The sequence below is a fragment of the Adlercreutzia equolifaciens DSM 19450 genome (genome assembly GCF_000478885.1).
Lineage (GTDB): Bacteria > Actinomycetota > Coriobacteriia > Coriobacteriales > Eggerthellaceae > Adlercreutzia > Adlercreutzia equolifaciens.
Genome location: NC_022567.1, coordinates 159,294 through 180,334 on the forward strand (window position 1 = coordinate 159,294; position 21,041 = coordinate 180,334).

General features: G+C 64.9%; 1 protein-coding gene (only partly in view). It reads left to right on the plus strand.

All 21,041 nt of this window come from inside a single coding sequence — locus tag AEQU_RS00465, InlB B-repeat-containing protein (RefSeq protein ID WP_022738184.1), on the plus strand. Of the gene's 74,766 coding nucleotides, 35,577 precede the window and 18,148 follow it; the stretch shown corresponds to coding positions 35,578-56,618, spanning codon 11,860 (complete) through codon 18,873 (partial); the first complete codon in view begins at window position 1. Both codon boundaries (start and stop) fall beyond the window edges.

Sequence of the window (21,041 nt, forward strand, 5' to 3'; positions counted from 1 at the left end):
ACCTACGTGCAGATCACCGTGAGCTCCGGCCCCAATTTCGAGTCCTACCTGGCGCTTACGCCCGACGAGGCTGCGGCGGCGCTCGCCAACGAGGGCCTTGCCGTCGAGCGCGTCGAGGCCTACAGCGACGAGGCGGCCGCCGGCACCATCATGGACATCGCCATGACGGACTTCGACGTCCACGAAGTGACCATCACCGTGAGCGCCGGGCGGGCCCCCATCGACTTCTCGGGCTTCCTTGAGGGCAACACCGAGCCGGACGTGGTGAGCAAGGCGCTCGAGGACGCCGGCTACGTGGTGGTGCTTCCCTACCTCGAGGCGACCCATCATGTGGACGACGACGAGGTGGAGGGCCACCAGACCGGGCATGTCATCTCCATTCGCGAGACGACGCCGCCCGAGCCCGCCGAGGGCGCCGAGCCGGATACGCGGACCCATGTCCAGCTCACCATCTGCGTGGGCGTCTCCAACGGCACCGAGGAGCCCGGCCCGGTCAATCCCGGCATCCGCGACGACGTTGAGGTCATCGAGAACCCCTCCGAGCCCTCCGCGTCTTCCAGCTACTACGCCATTTACGATACCGACCTGTACGAGGGCGGCGCTGCCAACGCCGGCCGTCGCCAGAACGTGCAGCCATTTGGCATGGACTACGCCTACACCCTGCGCGGCAACGCCGGCGCTACCTGCGCCAGCTACCTGTTCGGCTACGGCACGCCCAACATGCCCGCCGTGAACGGGTACACGGTGCTCAACAACACCGTGGTGACCGATCCGGCCATCGTCGGCGCCGAGGCGGACAGCACCGCCGAGGCTCTGGCGGCCATGGGTCTGAAGGTAACCGACAACCGTCAGATTCAGTGGAACGCCGGTGACAAGGGCGGCCAGCGCCTCTATGCCCAGACGGGCACCCACGCCGTGCAGCGCGCCCCGATGCTGCGCACCTGGACAACGGTGAGCTCCTTTGTGCCCGGCGCCGGCACCTCTTCCTCGGTGCGGACGCCCCAGCAGGTCGACTACTATGTGGATACCGAGGCCGAGGCCCGCCAGCTGAATGTGTTCGTCGAGAACCGCTACTGGCTGGAGACCCAGCCTCTGCAGTGGACTGTGGCCAACGAGTCCTCGGTCTACAACAACGCGGCCGCCGATTCCACGGCCAAGAACACCTACGCCGTCGACGGCGGCTCGAAGGGCGACTTCCTGCTGCCCGTGGTGACGGTCGTGCTGCCCTACGGCGTGGCGCCCTACAGCCAAACGACGCTTTCTCCCTACGATGCCGATCCGACGGCCGGCCCCCGCGAGATTCCCGTGAGCGATTGGGAGATGTCCTACACCGAGGGCACCGACGCTACGAACCTCGATGCTGCGCGCCCCAATGCCACAGGTGGCGGTGAGGGCCGCACGATCGGCTCCAACGTGGACGCGAACATGTCCGAGGAATGGAAGCAGAAGAACTTCAAGGTCACCTACACCTACGAGCAGGTGTCCACCGATCCCTACAAGGTGTACCAGAACGGCGCCCTGCAGAACGTGTCGGCCACCGAGTACCGCTACGTGGTGCGCATCGAATCCACGGCCGACGGCTACAACTCCGGCGCCGCCGACATGATCACGCGCATCGCCACCGACGGGCTCGACGTGTTCAAGCTGAATGTGGTCACCGTGGCCAAGCCCAAGGCGCTCAAGGGCAACCAGTCCGCCGACGTGTACGAGAACGTGCGCGCCTTCGTCACCTCGAAGATGACTGGCTTCACCTTCCTTAACGACAACGACATCACGGTGAAGGAAGCAGGCCTGAACGTGACGGCGAAGAAGGCCGACAACCCCTACACCGTCGGCTCGCCCATCATGCTCACCAAGCAGCAGCTTTACAACGCCACCTACGGCGCGGCCATGCACAACGGCATGACCCAGCTTCAGCGCAACGCGCTGGCCGTGGGCACGCCGAAGGACGCGCGCCTCGATTCCATGAGCAACAGCTACCTGACGCACACCCACTACTCCTCCAGTTACGCCTGCGTGAACACCACCAACGTGGTGCCCGGCCACATGACCCAGATCATCAAGGGCGCCTACACCGATCCCTCCAAGGCTGACGAGCGCACCGCCGAGCTGGCGGTGACCGGCGCGGCCGAGTACCCGAACTACCTCATCGGCTTTTCTGGCACCTACAGCGAGAGTGCCGGCACGACCCGCGGCTGGGTGCTTGACGGCAACCACGCCCTGGTGAAGAGCGGCCTTACGCTGCCGCTCTCCGGCGCGCCTCTGGCGGGCGGCGCCGGTCTGCGTGTGGGCGATTACACCGACGTCGACCGCACCTTCGGCCTGTCCGAGGCGACGACGCGCGGGCTGAACGCCAACAGCGCCTCGGTCAACGTCTCGGGCGCCGATGGCATAGGGGAGAATGAGACCGCGCGCTACGCCGAGCGTTTCGGTAACCGCGCGAACGAGAACGCTGCCGCCGACGTGCACGACGACGACGGTCTGTACAGCACCGTGAAGCTGCGCTGCATGACGCCGACCCTCGACGTGACCTACGAGGTGGAGGCCAACCCGACCGACCGTCCGACCGACAGCGGCAACCCCGCCACCGATCGCGAGGGCACCCAGCGCACGGGCGCCGGTGCCCATGCGGGCGCGGAACTTGCCTTCGACGGCTCGGTGACGCAGCCCACCAGCGATGTGGACGTCATCAACTACAGCAACGGCAGCACCGACTACAAGCGCACGCACGTGAAGCGCAACGCGGCGGGCAGCGTGGTGCTCTCCGCCACCGAGGTGACAACGGTGGGTCGCAACAACGCGAGCAACGTAACGGTGGACGACATCTATCGTCTGCGCGATAACGGCACGCGCGTCTTCACGGCGAAGCGCACGCGCAACAACCTGAACGGGCAGGTGTCCATCGATCTGGTGGTCTACCAAGAGGACGGCACCACCATCGATTGGCGCGTCCATCAGGATGCCGTGATTGAGAACCGCGACGGCAACGATATCGTTGCCAGCCGCACGGCCTCGCTTTACCAGGGCGACGCGACGACGCCTATCGCTCGTACCGATTACGAGGACAACGGCGTCGATGAGACGACGGGTCTCGCCGTCGGCAGCCAGAAGACGGTCGTCGATATGGAGCTCGCCTTCGCCAGCGTGTCCGACTACGATATCGAATACGACGAGTACAGCGACTTCTACGAGTACATGTCGCTTTCGGTGGCCGACGCGAAGCAGGGCATCGCCGACGCTTTCGGCGAGCACTACAAGTTCCAGGAGTCGACCCGCTTCTCCGCTCAGCCCGTGGGCACCATTCTCTCCATCGAAGTGGTCGAATCGCCCATAGGCGCCGATCCGGAGGACGTCTGGGTCGAAATCGTCTCGAGCCGCGGTGCGCCGACGGCCGAGGAGCAGAAGGACCTTACCTATCACTTCCAGAAGACCTACTACAACAGCGGACTGGTCGACACCTATCGCTCGGTCTTCTCGAACCAGTGGTTCCACACGGCCAACGGCTACTTCAAGTACGCCGTGCCCGCCTGGCGCTTCGATGCCGACATGGGCCTCATGTTCGGCCCGTTGGAGAACTGGATCGATAACGAGACCTTGTTCGTTCCCGACAACGACGAGGTGTGGAACTACGACGACACCCCGTGGTTCTCGGCCACGGTATCCAACAACGCTCCGGACGCTACTGTGGAGACCTCCGGCTCGGTCAAGCACGCGGCCCTCGTATTCGCCGTGCAGCTGCCGCAGCAGGTGACCTTCTACGACCAGAACATCCTCACGGGCTCCTACCGCGATTCCTCGGCGAACGCGACGGGCGGCGGAAGCGCCACCTACATCGCCGACTACGAGGGCGACGACTACGCATTCTACGTCGAGCGCACGTGGATCGATCGCCATACCGGGCGCACGATGAGCGCCAAGTACACGCCCAAGCAGCTTATCGAGGAAGGCTGGACGGTGAAAATCACCGCGCAGCCCAACTATAGCGCCAACACCTACGGCGCTGCGGGCACCGATGCGGCTCACTATGCCAAGCCCGATACCGACCAGCCCGATGACACGCTTACCTCGCGCGGCATCGAGAACATCAAGCCCTACGAGCATGAGGCGGAAACGGTGGTCTTCGAGATCGCTCCGCCCGACGATGCCACCGACGAGGAGTTCCTCGGCTACAACACCTTGTTCGATGCCTACTATGCCGGCGTGCACGCCGACGGCTACCTGGGCTTCGGTGACTCCATCACGTTGAAGGTGCGCACGCGCATCGACAACCTGGATTCCGGAAACGTGCTCGAGGACAACTTGTTCGACGGCGCCGGCGACTTGGTGAGCTACAAGGATCAGATGAACACCATCAACACGTGGACCAGCGGCTCGACCAACGTCTACCTCACGGCTCACGATTCCGATCTGAGCTTTATGGCCAACGGTAGCAACTGGACCCATGTGTTCGACGCCGACGTAGCCTCTTATAAGGGCGACGACGACCAGCCGAAGTACTCCGTGGCCGACCAGGGCAAGAACTACATCGCCGCCGATGTGGCAGCGAGCACCCATAACAACGACCGCCCCGGCGCCATCCCGAGTGATCTGTACCTGAAGAGGGGAGACGTGGCCTTCAAGGCGAAGAGCCGCGTGGCCGAGGGCGCCAACGTGTCGTCCTTCGCGCCGCAGGACGTCGACCGCTTCTTCAAGAACAGCGCCTCGGCGAAGGAGTCCGACAGCGATGGTGGTGGGGACGAAGAGGGCATCGTCGACCACGACAAAGACGGCGACTACACCGACCCCTACGTCACTGACGAGGCCGGATACCTGCGCATTCGCAAGCCGTCTTCCAGCGTGCGCGCCGATACCTCCTCGTTGCGCAACAACGTGGGCAACAAGGATCTGGGCAGCACGCGCGGCGACGACGCGACGCTGAAGAACGTCAACGACTTCTTCATCACCCAGGCCATCAACACCGGCGGCTCGGTGAACAGCTTCGTGCTCGATTGGCAAGTGCCGTTCTGGGGCACCGATACCCCGTCGCTGAACGACGCCTACTTCGAGAGCACCACCGTGGCGATCGCCCGTATGAACTCGCTGTTCAGCTCGGTGTCCACGGGCGTGTGGGAAGTGCCCGGCGCCGAGTATCAGGACGCCTCCGGCAACGTGGTGGCCGCCAACGCGGAGGGTGCCGAACCCGTCAACGACGAGGCGCGTGTCGAGAGCAAGCTGCGCGTATATATGTACGCGCGCATCGTCTCGAACGACCGCACCCGCGACGGCAACGTCTTCGCCGAGCAGAACGGCATGGAGTACAACGAGTACGAGAACTATGCCTTGGCCGGCACCGACGCCGACCGCGACCACTGGTACGGCGAGGACGACCTCAGCGACGTGAACATGTCCACTGACGGCAACAACGCCGACGAGTTCGAGGGCATGTGGCTGCCCATCGGTGAGGCGAACGGCTATGCCGTTACCGACAAGAGCAACGTGAAGATCGACGACTCGTTCCTCGCCGAGCACGATGGCTACCAGGTGCGTCAGATTCGCTGGGTCGTAAAGGCCGGCGAGCTGGATGCGGCCACGAACACCGTGCGCGACCTGTCTCGCGAGGTGGCCGTGCCCCACGGCTTCCGCCTCGATGTGGACGCCATGGGCCCGCAGTACTACAAAGACGAGTATACCGGTGTCGAGAAAGAGGTCATCCAGGACATCACGGCCGGCAAGCAGGAGGCCGACGACATCGACCCCGAGCGCTTGAACGAGAGCTGGAAGTACAAGCTCGACGAGAACGGCGTCGTCATCGACGAGGTGCCGGTGCTCGACGAGAACAACAACCAAACCTACGACTTGAACGGCGATCCGGTCGTCGAGTCGAAGCGCGCCTTCGATTTCTCCGGCACGGAAGAAACCGAGATGCCCGCCTCCATGACGGACAATGCTCCGGCCATTCGTTTCAGCACCGACCAGCTGAGCACGCCGACCATCGGTCAGAACTCCAAGTACAACCTCCGCGGCTACTCGCTGCCCAACCGCGCTGACGATAACGAGGGCGTGGCCGTGGCGGCCGAAGGCGATGGCACGGGCTCCGGTACCGGTACGGGCGGCGACAGCGGCGCGGGTGCCACGGTGTCCACCGGCGGCAACCTGCACCTGAACCACTTCGTCTCCGCCACGCCGCGCTACGACGACACGAAGTACGTCCAGGCCGAGCGCAGTCGTGCCGGCTTCTACAGCGCCTCGGCCAAGCCGGCCCTGTCGCTGTTCCTCACCCAGGGCTACTTCATGGGTGATACGCAGACTGGCTACGCCTGGGTGTCTGGTGAGCACAAGATCGAGATTCGAAAATCTCGCATGATGCGCTACCGCATTCAGCTGACCAACATGACCGACGAGCAGATCGCCCTGAACAACTTCCCGAAGGAGGCCGAGGAGGGCGTCTGCGTCGACCCGCATCTGTCCATCATCCTGCCGGCCTGCGAGGGCTTCGGCGGAGCCGAAACGCTGAACAATGGCAACTTCACCTATGTGCCTTACAAAGAGCTCCAAAAAGGCATTCAGGAGTCTGCCAGCACTGGTGAACGATACGAGTATGACTACTTCAGCTGGGATTATGTCTCGTCACCCATTCAGATTGGTGGCCTCGTCATTCCGGCAGAGCGTCTCGATTCCGCCAAACCCATCTGGACGTACTACCTCTCCGACACGAGCGATGAGATGACCGAGGACAACCAGTTCCCGCTCACCGACACCATCGACTTCGAGGCCAACAGCTCCGTGCCGCGCCTGAATGATCCGGAGGTGGGCGGCGACTTGCTCATCCAGGACAAGTACGCCTCCACCACCTCCGACATTCGCCGCAAGTTCCTCACCTGGCACTTCAGCGGCACGCGCGCCGGCGATGCCGATTCCTCTGCCGACCGCGGCGTGCTGCGCCCGGGCCAGTCCATCGTCATCGAGATGATGATGCCCGTCTCTGCCGAGGCGACCGACGCCATCGACGAGGATCTGCTCATCGCCGAGACCTGGGGCTGGCAGCCCACGAAGTTCTACGGGCATCAGCCGGAGAAGAAGAACCCCAACGACCCGAACCGCGCCATGATGCAGGACACGCGCGATTCGAACCTGGACGGCCGTACCGCCCAGGAAATGATCGTTATGCAGCTGTCGGCTCTGAAGATGGATTCCACCGAATCTACCCATCAGACGAAGACCTCTGCCTCGTCGCTGGAGACCAATGCCACGCGCGACAGCGCCGGTCCGGTCGCCGTGCCCGAGGGCGGCACCTATAGCTATACCGTGAAGCTGAACAATCCGAACCGCGACGAAGCGCTGCAGTACAACAACAAGGGCATCGTTTTCTATGACGTGCTGCCCTACCGCGGCGACGCTCAGGTAAGCCAGCTCAACGAGGCTGGCGAGCGCTGGAGCCGCGAATCCACGTGGGCCGGCTCGCTCGTGAACCTGGATTCCATCACGGTCAAGCAGTACTCGGCCATCGATCGCGAGCTGGCAGGAACGGGCAAGGTGCTCGCCACGACGCCCACGACGACTGCTGGCGCTGGCGGGCAGCCGGTTACCTACACCGAGGCTTCGGTGTACGTCGGTCCCTTCAAGCGCGACGACGACGGCGTCATCAGTGTCGTGCCGGAAGATGAACTGCTATGGCTCTTCGATATGTACGATGAGGAGAAGCACTCCTACTTAAATGCCCTGATTTCTGGCGCTGGCTACCGTGAAGTTTTTGACGAAGAGGGCAACAAAGTCGGTGAAGAAGCGATCTCATTGGGCGACTACGCGCTGATTGAGCTTAACGAAATGAAAGCCTATCTGAATGCTCATCCTGAGATGGAAGGTGATGTACTGCGGGCGCTGCGAGCCATTTGGGTCATGTGCGACAATTCTATCTACGCGCCGCGCAAGGGCTACGTGTCCCTTGAGTACTCCCTGACCGCGCCGCTCAACTTGCCGAAGTACGTGGGCAACAAGAACGGCGACCCGAAGGTCGATATGTACGAGCTGCCTACCCAGAAGGACTACGACGCCATGACCGAGGAGCAGCGCGCCGAGGCGCGGGCCACAGCCACCCGTTCCGACCTTCTGGCCTCGGTCACCCAGTGGAACACCTGCCTGACTCGCATGGAGTCCGGTGGTATCGACGCGAACCCGTTCTTGTGGGAAACCGCTCAGGCCGGCGCCTTCATCGATGCACCGCGCGATCGGGGCTACATCGGCGACTACGTGTGGCTCGACAAGAACTGGGACGGCGAGATGAACGACCTTCTCACCGACGAGGCCTTCGACGGCATGAGCGCCGACGAGCGCTGCGCGTTGGCCCGCACCCGTTCAGGCCGCGAGGATCTCACGCCTTCCATGTTCGGCGCCACCGGCACCTTGTCCGAGGGCGAGCAGCGCGAACTGTGCGCCTCCTACCAGGAGAGCGCCAACGGCCGCAAGCTGCTGCGCGGCGAGCGCGCCGTCACCACGACGGTCAAGAACGCCGACGGCTCGGTGAAGACCGACGTCCTCGGCCGCCCGGTAACCGAGACCACCTATGTGCCTTTCGACGGCACCACTGACATTACCGACACCAACGCCGGCGCGAACTTCGACGACCTCGACTACGACGGCGTTTCCGACGACGATCCGGGCATCAATGGCGTGAAGGTGGAACTCTTGAATGAGTTCGGCGTGCCGGTGAACCGCGACGGCCAGGCCTCTATCTACATCAACAACTCCCGTTCCGGCAATCGCTGGATTTGGGCCATCTGCGACGACCAGTACGACTCCAACGGCAACTTGGTGCCGATTGTGAATCACCTGGGCGTTTACGACACGGCAGACGCCGGTGCGCCGCTGTCCTACACGACGACGACCGACGCCTACGGCAACCCGGGCTACTACATGTTCTCGAACCTGAAGCCGGGCAACTACCGTCTGCGCTTCACGTTCCCCGAGCAGTACTACAACTTCTCGCCCACCGAGCCCGATCTGGGCGTGAACGAGGACTGCCGGGTGACCGTGGCCCGTACCGAGGCCGACCCGGCCACGGGCACGCCGGCCACGATGACCATGACCACCGACGTGATCAAGGTGGACGCCGTGGCCTATGACGATGAGGCCATCTCGGCGGGCACCGAGGATGCCGTCCATGCGGCCTACGACACCAAGATGTCCGGCTACAAGCTCGGCATCGCCCAGGCGGTCACCTTCGAGGGCGTCACCTACCAGGACGACGTGTCGGTCGAGCCCATCTACGTCAACGACGAGGGTGACATGTCCGTCAAGCGCCCGCTCTACGACGGTAGTGGCAACCCGGTGCTCGATGCCGACGGCAATCCCACCTACGAGCACTACATGGTGGATGCCTCCCATCAGACGATCACCTCGGGTGGCTCTATCGTGCGCCCGAGCGCCGAAGAGCTGGCTAGCGTCGAGGGCTCGCCCCGTCGCGGCTACACTGAGGACAACAAGATCATCAACTCGCTGCTCGATTCCTACAGCGCGGGCGCCGGAACGAGCGAGGAGCAGATCGCTGGAGCCTACCCGGTGGAGGAGAAGCGCCTCGACGGCATCCGCGTGGCGGCCTACGAGTACAACCGCGAGCGCGGCACCATTTCCAGCACCATCGCCATCGACGCCGACGGCAACCAGGCATCCTATGTCACCGGCACCGATGCGACCCTCGATGCCGGCTTCTTCCGCTTCCGCCTGAAGCCTGGGCGCACTTATATCATCAAGTGCACCGACACCAATTCCAACCGCCTCATCAAGCCGACGCTGCTCACCTGGAGCGAGGATCCGCTGAAGTACGCGAACGATAACGACCTGCGCTACGTCTCCGGCTCGTCGCGCACCTTCCCCTTCGATGCGGAGCTGCCCGTCGACGAGAACGGTGTGGTGCGTTACGAGGACCCCGACAATCTGTGGAAGGGCTTCGCGCGTCAAAGCTCGCTGGCGCTTGGCTACGTTGACGGCACCAAGGGCTACATCGGCGATACCGTGTTCAACGACGAGAACTACAACGGCGTGCGCGAGGAGCACGAGGTTGGCGTCGGCCAGCGCTCGGTCGACGGCGGCGTGGCCGTGAAGCTCGAGCAGTGGTACTACGGTCCCGTTCAGGGAGGCGACCCGAATGATACGGACTCCTATGTCTGGCAGCTGTATCCCTCTGGCGAGCCGTTGCGTGTGGCCTACACCGGCGACGCGGCCTCGGCGGGCACCTATCTGTTCCGCGATGTGAAGACCTACGTGGTCGATCCCTACAGCGACGCCGAGGATGACGACGCGAAGAAGAAGTACCTGGCCGGGTACCGTCTGCGTGTTGACCAGGAAGACCTCGCGAAGCTCGATGGCGACTACGCGGTCACCCTGCGCGACCAGCTGAAGGAAATCGAGATCACCGATGAGAACGGCGAGACCATCACGGTGCCGGCCATGTCCATCGACTCCGACTCCGACCTGTCGGCCAAGCCGGTGTCCACACCCATCATGGGCCAGGTCGGCTACAAGTTCGGCCGGGAAGACGAACTCGGCAACAAGCTCGATGTGCAGACTGACGCTACGAGCAATACGGCCAACGCCACGACGCTGACCTATTATCTGAATGAGCCCGGAAGCCAGCCCGAGAGTGGCTCGTTCGCCGACGGCTTCATCGTGGTGGCCACCATCGGCCAGTTGCAGCAGACCGGCGTTCTTGTGAGCCCCGTTGAATACAACGCTCCCGATACGGTGACCGGCGGCCTTGTGCGCGATCCCTTGAGCAAGCTCGATGCCTTCGAGCGCATCGTCGAGGGCGACGTGGTGCAGGTGACCTACACGACCACCTATCGTAACGAGACTGACGCGGTGCAGGACGTGGTCATCGCCGACGCTTATCCCGATGCCGACGCCGTGGCCTACGAGGGCGACCATGCCTTGAAGGTGGTTGACGCGACGACGACGTGGAACGGCGGCAACGTGGCCATCTACGAGGGCAACCGCGGTACGGGCTCGTTCGACGAGGGCGCGTGGGCCGGCGCGAGTCGTCCGGCCGACGACGCCGTTTCCTTCCGCATTGGGCGCATGCTGCCCGGCGAAGAGGCGACGGTGAAGGTGACCTACCAGTACCAGGTGAAGAAGACCGTCGCTCACTTCTCCCAGATCTTCGTGGGCGACGAGCCCATGGACACCAACGTCGTGAGCTTCAAGATCATCCGTACCTCGCTTATCGAGCCGAAGGTCGAGATCAGCGAGGACGAGCGCGTCCACCTCAACGAGCTGCTTGAGAAGAAGTTCGAGGACGACAAGGCGGCCTGGGTGGCGAAGGTGCTTGAGGAAACGGGCGAGGCGCCGGATCCCGCCAATTACCCCGGTACGCTGGAAGTGTGCGATACCACTATCCTCGGCATTGGCGAGCGCACCTGGCTCGAGCTGTTGGTGACCGACGCGCGCCAGAGCCGCGATGCGGCCAAGCGCCTCGTGCCCGCCGAGCCGGTGCTGCCGCCGGATCCGGAGACGCTCAAGCGCGACCAGTTCAAGTACAACAAGATGAAGAACCCGCAGTACGATCCCGAGAACCCGGGTGACACTCCCGAGTACATCGATCGTAAGGAAGAAGATGCCGACGAGTTGTGGGCGGACGACTTCATGACGTTCTGCCGCACCTATGCCGACGTCTTTGGATTCGTGTATGTTGACCTTGACGCAAATATGCAGATCAATCCGAGCGAGCCTTCGTGGTACCAGGAGGGCATGGACCTTACCAACCTGGCCGTGCAGTGGGGCAAGCCCGGCGGCGGCAAGTACGTAGTGGCTAACGACACCTCCTACGAGGACATCTACTACGGAACTGGCACCCTTGAGGGTGAGAAGGGCTACAAGGCCATCTATGACGAGCTGAAGGCGACCTACGACAGCACTAGCGCCGATTACGAGCAGAAGCTGGCCATCTACAACGACTTGAACGATCGCTACAGCACGTGGCAGCGCGCTTACTCGGCCTACGCCGTCGACTTGGCCGAGTACGAGGCCGAGGAAGATTACGGCGCGAATCGCCTCGTGGTGGGCGATGTGGTATACAACCTCGCCGATGCCGCCCGTCTGTACAACTGGGATATCGGTCTGGTGAGCGTGCCTCGCAGCTCCATCACCGGACGCGTGTGGGACGACTCTTACCATCCGACGCCCGAGCCGGTCGAGCCGGTGCAGGCCGACTACCAGACCGACGGCGCCGACGATGTGGTGACCTTCACCGCTGCCCATGACGCCTGGGTCGTCGAGCACGCCGCGTGGGCTGCCGCGCCGAATAAGGGCTACAACGGCATCCAGGACGAGGGCGAGCCGGGCCTGGCGAACCAGGAAGTGCGCCTCACTCAGTGGTACTACCTGCCCTTGGCCGATCTGTCCGATGCGGACGAGCCTGCTGCTGGTGATGAGCCCGAGGTTGCCGACGATGCCTTCAAGTTCGTGACTGACGACGCCCTGAAGGCGCTGGCCGATAAGTGGGCCGCCGGTACGCTGGCCGAGGAGGACGAGAAGGATCTGGCGGATCGCGCTATCGCCGCCGGCGTTCCGGTGACGTACGTGACCGATGAGGCGGGCGCCGCAACCGACGAGATTGAGACGATAGCCGACTTCGAGCCCGCCTCCGACGGCAGCGGCTTCTGGGTGCGCAACATGAACTTCGGCACCGATCGGTCGACGGGCAAGATCGCGAACGTGCCCGTCACCGATCCCGACACAGGCGAGGCGGTAACCGACCCGGTGACGGGCGATCCGATCACCGAGCAGGTCACGCAGCCTCGTACCGCTGGCTCTTGGATCGTCGAGGGCACTCCGGGCGTCATCGCCGTGCATACGGCCGATGTCGGCACGAAGACGGTAAAGACGACCGATCCGACCACCGGCATTACCACCGAGGAAGTGGTGCCCGACGAGTCCACCTGCGGCGTCTACGCCTTCGACAATCTGCCGGCCGCCTACACGGGCGCCGACGGCTCCCATTACCTGGCGAGCTATCGCGTGGAAGTGGGGGATACGAACTACACAAGCACCGACGAGACCACCTTGGCCGACGACGAGGCCTGGTTGCTCACGCGCCTGCATCGCCCGCTGGAGGCAACCGACGCCGATGACCCGCTGGCGTCCCAAGTGGTCGATTCCGACGCCGATTCCTCCGAAAAGGCCGTGACCGACGGCATTGCCGTGACGGCCCAAGATACGGTGCTCGTCTTGAATGGCGCGGATTCCTACAACGGTGTTCGCGCTCATTCCGGCCACATCATCTTGGCCGACGTGGCCGAGAGCGTGCGCTACTCCAATATCGACGCCAACGCTACGGCCAACGACCTGCAGACCTCCAAGGTCACGATTCCCGTGACCGACTTGGTGGGCACCTCCGCCTCCGGCGATCCCGAGGCCGCCGACTACGTGCACACCGAGGGCGGCGTGCCGGTGAGCGTGCTCGTGCCGACCGATCGCTACGTCACCTTCGACTGGCTTACCTACAAGACGAAGACCGACGAGGCGGGCAATGCCGTGCGCGATCCGCAGACCGGCGAGCTCGTGCACGAGGTCTTCGGCGGCGATGCTGGCGAGATTCAGCCGCCCACTCAGAAGATCACGGGCGTGGTGTTCAACGATGTCGACAACAACGGCATGAACGGCACGCTGTTCGCAGGCGAGGGCGCGACGGCTGCCGATCGTCCGGTGGCGGGCATCCAGCTCACGCTGGAGCGCTACTTCACCCTGGCCAACCCCGAGGGCGCCGAAGACGCCTCGGCGGTAGCCGACGGCTGGCACGCCGATCCCACGTGGTCCGATGATTGGAACACGCGCGATGAGCTGAGCGTCGTTACGGCTACCGGTGCCGAGGCGGGTGCTTATGCGGAGGATCCGACCCAGGGTCTTTCCGGCGACGACACCTATGGTGCGGTGGTGCCCGCGGGCGTCGCCGATGGCGGAGCCGCGGACGACGAGAACAACGAGGCCGACGAGCCTGCGGCCGTTGCCGAGGATGACGCGTCCGACGAGGGCGACGAAAACGACGAGGACGTTTCGCCGGCCGAGCCCGCCGCGCCGACCCACAACACCGTCTCGGCGGAGGACGGCACCTACGTCTTCGACAACCTGAAGAGCCAGGGCTGGCTTACCTTCGACGAGGACGGCAACGTCGTGGCCGACGGCACCGAGGGCGCCACCAAGAAGCGCGTGGTGTTCGGCTACCGCGTCCGCGTGACCGACGCCGACTGGTGGAACCGTTACTGGGGCACCGCAAAGTACCTGCAGGGCGATCACTACACGCCAACGGCCGAGGACTACCGAGCCGATTCCGACCTCATCCACCGCGACGGCTACCTCATGGCCGCCGGTGCCGAGGGCGACGAGACGGGCACCTTCGACGAGTACACGGTGCTGCTGAATGTGGTTGCTGGCGACAGTCCGTCGTGGAACCTGCGCCGTGCCCTGAACCCGAACAACCAGAACCAGAACACCCAGGATCGCTACGGCGCCAACAGCCGCTACGACAACCTGAACGAAACGAAGATCGAGACGATCTACACCACCAACGGCGTGGCCGAGGTGAACGCCGACGCTGCCGCCATGGGCGTCGTTGAAGGCGCCGAAGGCGATGCGGCTCTCGTGGACTATCATCCGGTGCTCACTTACGACTTGGCTCGCGGCGCCGATCGCGCCGGCAATGACGCCGGTCTGCGCGAGCCTGCTCAGCAGCAGATCGCCGGTCGCGTGTTCCACGACGTGGACTACGATGGCCTCTACGATAGGGGCGTGGCCGACGATCCGGCGACGGCGGACGTCGACGAGACGGTCGAGCCCGAGCCCGGTTACGCCGGCAAGAAGGTCATCCTGAAGCAGTGGTACTTCAAGGATGGCGCGTGGATCCAGAACACGAACTTCGGCAACGACGGCTACACCGTGGCCGGCGAATCGGTCGCGTACGAGACCGACGAGGCCACTGGCGACACCACGGGCGCTGTGGATGTTGACGCCACGCGCGCCAACGATGCTGCCTACGCCGACGGCCTGACCACGATCATCCCGAACGCTACCTACGACGCCGAGGCGGGTGGCCTCTTCCTGCTCACCGATGCCGACGACGACACCGATCCGACCGCCATCAAGGTGGCGGGCGAGTACCTGTTCGACCGTCTGCCGGCCCGCTACGTGGAAGCTCGCCGCGCTGGCACGGAGGCCGTGCCGGGCGTGGAGGCCGACCCCGAGGCCGGTATCGAGGGCGTGCCGGGCATTCCGGCCACGCCGAGCACCTTGGGAGCGCCCGCCGAAGAGTACCTGGCCGGCTACACCCTCGAGGTGCTGGGCGGTGCGGTTGATATCGACAACCGCGAGGCCATTCCCGGTCTGCCGGCCACCTTGCTCCAGCAGGGCACCCTGGCCACTGACGGCGACAACTCCAAGGCCATAAGCGCGCTTGCCGCTTCTGGGTCCGATGCGCAGAACTTCGCCGATTACACCGACGGCAACTATCCGGTGCGCTGGAACGAACTCACGGTGCAGAACTACGGTGCTGGCGACGCGACGACGAAGGCCACGCTCGACGGCAAGATCATTCTGGCCGCCGTGGCTGAGAAGCAGGAAGTAGCCGGTACGCGCAACGCCGCTGCCGGTACCCGCGTGGCCGCTGGCAGCGATGCCGCCACGGGCACGCAGCCCCAGTACTATGTGAACGAGACCCGCGGCACGGAGGATACCGCTGCGGCTGGTTCGAAGTTCACGGCCGCCCTCGACGTCGACGGCGCTCAGAACGTCGTGTTCGACTGGTCGCGCGGCCGGTCGGAGACGCGCATGAACGCGGGCTTCGGCGAGTACGGCTTCACGACCATTTCCGGCAAGATCTGGCAAGATCAGAACTTCGACGGCATCCTGAACCCGGGCGAGACCATCGTGCCTTCCGGCACGCTGCACATCACCCAGTGGTTCTGGGTGACCGATACCGAGCTCATCGCCGCCTTCAAGAACGATGACGAGCACTTCGAGGTGCGCGACACCGAGAACATCCTGCGCCGCCAGGCCCCGGGTGACGCGCCGCTTCAGACCGAGGCGGGCGCCTGGGTGTCCGTGAAAAAGGCTGGCGAGAAGGACGCGGCATCCACCTTCGTCCGTTCCGCTGCCACGACCGATCCGACCACGGGCGTCTACCGCTTCGATCAGCTGCCCAGCTTCGTCTACGTGCAGAAGGTGACCAAGGAAGCCGCCGAGGGCGAGGAGCCCGTCGTGAGCTACCGCATCCTGCAGCCCAACGACACCGATATCACCGGTGCCAATGAGGCGAACGCCGTCGTGCTCGATGAACTGTTCATGACCGGCTATCGCCTCACGCTGGATGAGGTGAATCCCGTCTACGGCCTCACCTCCACCCATGTGGGCGTGAACGTGGGCGACAAGACCCGCGACAGCGACCTGGCCACCATCACCGTGGGCGGCGTCGGCGAGCGCGGCGACAACGACGCGCTGCGCCCCGGCGCTCCGGACGACCGCACCATCCAGGTGGTGGAGGAGTTCTTCGACAGCTCGTTCGAGGCCGAATCGACCAACGACGCTTACGAGAACAACGCCCAGAACGCCTACGACAACGACGATCGGGCTCAGAAGGTCGAGGATGCCACGGTGTCCGGCGGCAGCCTGTGGCGCACCGACGGCTACGTGATCGTGGCCGCTCGCGGCACCGCCCACAACACCGCGACCTCTGGCGAGGGCGATGCGGCTGTGAGCACCGACTACTACAGCTATCAGTACGAGGACATCTACAACGGCGTCCGCTACGACGTGCCGCGCCCGCTGTTCGCCCAGTCCGGCGGCCAGGTGGGCCTCGTGAAGATCCCGCGCACGAGCCTCACGGGCCGGGTGTGGGACGACACCGGTATCAAGGTGAAGGTGGCCGACGCCTCCGGCAAGCAGCCGGGCGAGGCGGGCTACGTCGATACCTACGCTTACAACTACGCCACCGGCTACAACGGCGTTCAGGACAAGGGCGAGGCCGGCCTGGCGGACCAGACCGTCTACCTCACCCAGTGGTACTGGGTGCCCGCCGCTGCCTGGGTCGATTTCGCGAAGACCTACCCGGCTGCGGCTGCCACGGTGGACGCGAACGTCAAGAAGGTCGAGACCGAGATCGACGGCGTGGTATCCGAGGTTTGGAACACCGATGCCGTGGTGGCGCCCGCCGAGGGCTACTGGGTGCGCAACACTGCCTTCGGCGCCGACACCTATACCTCCAACAAGTACAGCCGCGGCGCCGACGAGGCGGTGGCGCCCATCATCTACGACGGCAATGCCACCGCCGTCACGCCGCTTGCGGCCGTCGACGGTGTGGACGGCGCCCTGGCCGTCACGACCAACGCCGAGGGCCAGTGGCTCGTGGAGAACTTGCCCACGGTCTACGTGACCGACGACGATAAGTACTTCCTGGCGGCCTACCGCGCCGAGCTGGCCGATCTGTACCGCGAAGTGGCCGGCAACACCGTGGACGGCACCACCAACCAGTGGATGCTCACTCGCTACCACCACAACGAGAGTGCCGAGGAGGGCGCGGCCCAGCTCACCGCCGAGATCGCCGAGATCAACGGCTCCGAGTCGGTGGTGAACGACTCCGACGTGGCCAGCGAGCTTCTGCGCGGCGTGGCCGGCGGCATGGTCATCGCCGGTCGCGTGGAAGGCGCATCCGGCGCGGCCAAGGTCGATGCGGCGGCCACCACGGGCGTCGCCTCCGATGGCGCGGCGCTCGACGACGCGGACACGGTGCGCACGACTCGCGCCAACGATGGCCAGATCATCCTGGCCCAGGTGGCGGCCGATCGCGGCAACGTGACGGGCGACACCTATACCTATACCGACCGCAACGCGTTCGTGACCCTGCCCGACGGCGCGGGCATGGGTACTGGCGAGCAGACCTACGACTGGATTCTCGATCCCGAAACCGACGAGGAGGGCAACGTGGTGCCCGTCGAGGCCGGTGACGTGGGCGAGGTGCGCGCGCCGCTCCAGACGATTTCCGGTGTGGTTTGGGCCGACGAGGACAATAACGGTGTCCGCGACGAGAACTCGACCGCCTCGGCGCTGAAGGACATCTCCATCGCGCTCGAGCGCTATGCACTTGTGGCCACGCGCGACAACGACGGCGTCTGGGCCACCTCCGGCACCTGGAAGCGCGACCTCACCTGGGCCGACCAGAACGCCTGGGATGACTACGACGCCAACCCGACGGCCGGGCTCACCGGCACGGGCGACGGCACCTCTCGTGTGACGACCACGGAGGCCGGCGGCTCCTTCGCCTTCGGCAACCTGCCGAGCCACCGCTTCGTGGCCGGCACCGCCGACGACCCGACGACTACCGAGGTCGATGAGGCGACGGCGGATACGCTGGTGCTCTACGGCTATCGCGCTCGCGTCATCGATCGCTCGTTCCGGGATCGCAGCCTGGGCGTGACGCGCTACCAGCAGGGCATGAACGCTACGGTGGATTCCGACCTCATCTACGAGGACGGCTACCTGATGGCGCCCGGCGAGTACGCGGTGCTGCTGAACGTGGTCACCGAGGAGTCGCCGGCAGGCAACCACTTGGTGGCCCCGGCCTCGCGCAACGCCGGCCAGAACAGCGTCGACCGCTACGCCGAGGACGCTGCGAAGGCGACGACGTCCACGGACGAGTCCGTCCTGTGGACAGCCGCCCAGGCGCCTGTGGCGGTGACCGACCGCTTCGGCCGCGCCATCGCCGGCCCGCTGTACGACAAGGCGGCCAACTACGAGGGCGATGCTGCCGATGCCCATCGCGGCTACAAGATCAGCACGGCCACCAAGCTTGGCGATACGGCGGCGCTGCTCACCTACGATCTGGGTCTGGGCGCCAACCGCTCCGGCAACGACGCCGGCATGCGCGAGCCGGCCGTAAGCGAGCTCTCGGGCCTGGTGTTCAACGACGCCAACTACAACGGCTTGTACGACGAGGCCGTGGCGGACGATCCGGAGACGACGGACGTCAACGAGACGGCCGCCGCCGAGCCGGTGTTCACGGGCAAGCGCGTCATCCTGAAGCAGTGGTACTATGTGCCGGCCACGCCGGCGGTGGGCACCGAGGGCGGCGAGGGCTATGTGGCCGCCACCGAGGGTCATTGGGTCCAGAACACCGACTTCGGCAACGACTACTGCACGCTGGCCGCCAAAGGTGCCACCGTGGCCGTCTCCCACAGCAGCCGCCAGTTCCGCATGGAGAACACCACCTACGACGCCACGGCGGGCGGCGTGTGGGTGCGCACCTCCGACGGCACCCAGAAGGTGACCGACCCGGATGACGCTACCAAGACCTTGACGGTTGAGGCGGGCCGCTACCTGTTCAACAACCTGCCGAGCCGCTACGTGAAGCTGAGCGAGAACGCGGGCGAGGCCGCCACGGAATACTTGGCCGGCTACACCATCGAGATCGAGGGCAACGCGAAGGATGCCACGTCCATGCACGGCCTGCCGGCCACGCGCAAGCAGGTGGCGACCCTGAACGTGCAGGACGGCTTTGCCAAGGAGGCCTTCTCCTATGACGTGGCCACCGATCCGGCGAACTCCAACGTCTTCAGCGCCAAGCAGAACGCCGATGGCACCTACGGCGCGGGCAACTACCCGGTGCGCTGGAACGAGGATACCTGCCAGGTGGCCATCGACGCCGCCGGTGCCACGGTACCCGCGGGCGACGCCACCTACACCAAGGCCACGCTGGACGGCAAGATCATCCTGGCCGCTAAGGCCGACGTGAACGAGCCTGCTTCCGCGGGCGATGCCCAGACGGCCTTCGGCGCCACCAACGGCGCCTACCTGCGCGAGGAGACCCGCGGAACCGGCGATGCCGCCGTAACGGTGCGCTTCGATTTGTCCGAGGGTCTTACCGACCGCCGTCTGAACGCCGGCTTCGGCCCGTTCGGCTACACCACCGTCTCCGGCACCCTGTGGGAGGACGCCAACTTCGACGGCATCAAGAACGCCGGCGAGCAGGGCCTCGCGGGCAAGTCGCTGACGATCACCCAGTGGTACCTCGATGACGAGGGCACCTGGCAGCGCGTGACCGACTTCAACGGTTCGGGCAGCGCCACCACGGTGACCGACGACGGCACCGGTGGCCTGGCAGCTGGCGAGTACTCCTTCGCCCACCTGCCGAGCTTCGTGTACGTGGAGGGTGACAAGGTGTACCAGCCCGGCACCCGTCCGGCCAACAGCACCGACGAGAACGATCTGGCGGTCACGGGCGACAAACTGTATATGACGAGCTATCGCCTCGCGCTGTCCGAGGTGGCGCCGAGCTTCAGCCTCACGAAGGCCCATGTGGGCATCAATGTGGAAACCGACGAGTTCACCGTCGATGACAACGGGGTGGTCACCAACCGCGATACCGAAAGCACGTCGGCCACCCGTCCCGGCACCGGCGCGACCGAGACCCAGGGTCGCGAGGATAGCGACTCCGATGCCATCCGCACGGGCGAGGGCGGGAACACCATCGAGCTTCGCGAGGAGTTCTTCGACGGTGTTCAGAGCGCGTGGCGCACCGACGGCTACGTGCTGGTGAGCGATCACGCCGATACGGCCGACGGCCATCAGTACAAGCGCAACTACGGCGCCGAGGCCACCGGCACCGTCGCCTACGACGTGCCCGACCCGATGGGCGCCCAGCGCGGCGGCGACGCGGGCCTCGTGTCCGTGCCGCGGGCGGCCATCACCGGCAAGCTGTGGAACGACAGCTTCAAGGGCTCCGATTCCGCCGATAGCTACAACGGCATCCAGGACGAGGGCGAGCCCGGTCTGGCCAACGAGGTCGTCTTCGTTACCCAGTGGTACTACGACGCGACCCGCACCAATCCGGACGATGGCGGCAGCCACTGGTTCCAGAACACGCAGTTCGGTCTGGATCGCTACACCTCCAACCGCGACGGCGCCTACATCTTCAGCGGCACTACCTACGGCCAGGGCACGACGGTGGGCGATGCGGACGCGCCGCTTCTGCCCATCGTCTACAACGGCAACGACATGACGCCGCTTAAGTACGTGTACGCCAGCGCCGG